The organism is Acidobacteriota bacterium, assembly GCA_030774055.1.
GTDB lineage: Bacteria > Acidobacteriota > Terriglobia > Terriglobales > Acidobacteriaceae > JACPNR01.
In genome coordinates, this window is the sequence record JALYLW010000158.1 from 1 (window position 1) to 2,829 (window position 2,829).

General features: G+C 64.0%; 2 protein-coding genes. Both read left to right on the plus strand.

Annotated elements, in window-relative coordinates:
• The first annotated feature begins 143 nt into the window (after positions 1-143).
• Entirely contained in the window at positions 144-1,244 is a 1,101-nt protein-coding gene (locus M3P27_13035) for a sugar phosphate nucleotidyltransferase (protein MDP9269231.1), read from the plus strand.
• Positions 1,245-1,269: 25 nt separating this feature from the next.
• Positions 1,270-2,769 carry a phosphoglucomutase/phosphomannomutase family protein gene (locus M3P27_13040; protein MDP9269232.1) on the plus strand — a complete coding sequence of 500 codons (1,500 nt, stop codon included), beginning with the start codon at positions 1,270-1,272 and terminating at the stop codon, positions 2,767-2,769.
• Positions 2,770-2,829: the final 60 nt, after the last annotated feature.

Consider the following 2,829-nt stretch of genomic DNA (forward strand, 5'->3'; position numbering starts at 1 on the left):
ATTCCGAGCGATGCGCGAGCGTGTGGCGCGGACGCCCTCGGCCGCGGCTTTTGACTTTGAATTGTCATTCCGAGCGATGCGCGAGTGCCAGCGAGCGCGAGTCGAGGAACCCCTACTCCCGCAAGGATCTCTGGTGAGAAGCGATGGCTAGAGTCCCGCCGCTCTATCCCGTGATCGTTGCCGGCGGCCGCGGCACCCGCTTCTGGCCGCGCTCGCGCAAGAAGCTGGCGAAGCAAGTGCTCGCGCTCGATGGCGACACCACCATGATCCAGCAGACGGTCGTGCGCCTCGCGCCGCTGGCCCCGCCCGAGCGCTTCTGGGTCATCACCAACGACGACCTCAGCGAGATCATCGCCGGCCAGCTCAAAGGCGTGGACCGCAAGCAGATCATCGCCGAGCCCGCGCCGCGCAACACCGCGCCCGCCATCGGACTCGCCGCCTTCATCCTCGAGCGCATCGACCCGCGCGCCGTCATCGGCATGTTTCCCGCCGACCACGTCATCGCAGACGAGAAAAAGTTTCGCAAGACGGTCGCCCGCGCCGCCGAACTCGCCGCCGCCGGCGACAACATCGTCGTCATCGGCGTCACGCCCACGCGTCCCGAGACCGGCTACGGATACATCGAGGCCGGCGAGAAACACAAAGGCGTCCTGCGCGTGAAACGCTTCACCGAGAAGCCCGCGCTCGAGAAGGCGGAGGAGTTCGTCGCTGCCGGCAACTATTTCTGGAACTCCGGCGTCTTCATCTGGGGCGCGCGCACCCTCGCCAACGCGCTGCGCGAACACCTGTCGGAATCCTCGCCCTACCTCCAGCAGATCGCCGATGCGTGGGGAACGAAAAAGTTCGATAGCACTTTTGCCAAGCTCTATCCCAAGTGCGAGAACATCAGCGTGGACTACGCCGTGCTCGAGCCACGCTCCGCCAAGGGCGAGCACTCCTCGAATCTCTACTGCCTCCCGGCGGATTTCGGTTGGAACGACCTTGGCTCATGGGCCGCGCTCTACGAGCATCACGCCCGTGATGGTAAGGGCTCGAACGTGATCGAATCCAAGAGCGGGCTCGCGCTCGATGCCGAGGGCAACTACATCTACGCGCCCAAAAAGTTCGTGGCCGCCGTCGGGGTAAAAGGCGTGGTCGTGGTCGAGACCGACGACGCCTTGCTTGTCACCACCCGCGAGCGTTCGCAAGATGTTGGCAAGCTGGTGAAGGAACTAGAACGGAAAAAGCTTGACCGGTTGCTGTAGTACTGACTCCCGGAGCATTCGAATCATGGCAGCAGAGATCAAGTTCGGCACCGACGGCTGGCGCGGCATCATCGCCGGCGATTTCATCTTCGAGAACGTTCGCCGCGTCGCGGCGGCCATCGCTGCTTACGTCCGCAAGCATGAGGACCATCGCAAAGGTCTCGTCGTCGGCTACGACACACGCTTCGCCTCGCCCAAAGCCGCGCGCGTGGTCGCGGAAACGCTCGCTGCCGCCGGCATCCCCGTCACGCTGGCGACGGACTACACGCCCACGCCCGGCGTCTCCTTCGCCGTCCGGCACTTCAACGCCGCTGGCGGAGTGGTGGTCACGTCGAGCCACAATCCGTGGAACTGGAATGGACTGAAGTTCAAGGCGAAGTATGCCGGGCCGGCGACGCCGGCCATCATGAAGGCCATCGAAGCCGAGCTGAACTTCGATCCCGGCGCCGCCCCGAAAGATACGCCGGCGAAGATCACGCCTGGCATGATTAAAGAAGCCGATTTCAAGCCGCCCTACATCGACGCCATGTGCTCGTTCGTGGACATGGCGCGCATCAAGCGCGCCGGCTTCAAGTTCGCCGTCGATCCGATGTACGGCGCCGGCCGCGGGATCTTGAAGTCCATCTTCGCGCGCGACGGCATCGCCCACGTCGAGATCCGCGGCGAGTTGAATCCGCTCTTTCCGGGCATCAATCCCGAGCCCATCGAGCCCCACATCAAGCTGCTGCAAGAGACGGTGGTGCGCGAGAAGTGCCACGCCGGCTTTGCCACCGATGGTGACGCCGATCGCATCGGCGCCGTCGATGAACATGGCGCCTTCGTCGATTCGCACAAGATCTTTTCCATCCTGCTGCGCTGGCTGGTCGAGCGCAAGCAGTGGCCCGGCGCCGTGGCCAAGACCTTCTCCACCACGAAGATGCTCGACAAGATCGCGGCCAAGCACAAGCGCAGGCTCTTCGAGACCGCCATCGGCTTCAAGTACATCTGCGACCTCATGCTCACCGAAGACATTCTCATCGGCGGGGAAGAGTCGGGCGGCATCGGCATCACGCGCCACCTGCCCGAGCGCGATGGCTCACTCAACGCTCTCTTGCTTGCGGCTGTGATGGCGGAAGAAGGCAAGACGCTCGCGCAGCTGGTCAACGACCTGCAAAACGAGTACGGACCGCATCACTACGGCCGCCGCGACCTGCACGTCTCGAACGAGGTGAAGGATGGCGCTGTGCGCCGCGCCGCCGCCGGACCAAACACCATTGGTCCGTACAAAGTCCTGCGCAGCGAGAACATCGACGGCGTGAAGCTCTACCTCGAAACCAAGACGAAAGACACCAAGACGAAAGACACCAAGTCGAAAGACACCAAGTCGAAACCCGGCCAGAACGTAGAAACCTGGCTCCTATTCCGCGCCTCCGGCACCGAGCCGATGCTGCGGCTCTACTGCGAGGCCGATTCGCCCGCGCTCGTCCATGAAGTCCTCGACCACGCCGAAGCGTTCGTGGAAGAGAAGGCGACCACGGCCGCGTAGCGCCGGCGTCCCGCCGGCTGTGCGGCGGGCGTCCCGCCCACCGCCGCCTTTGCCATTCTG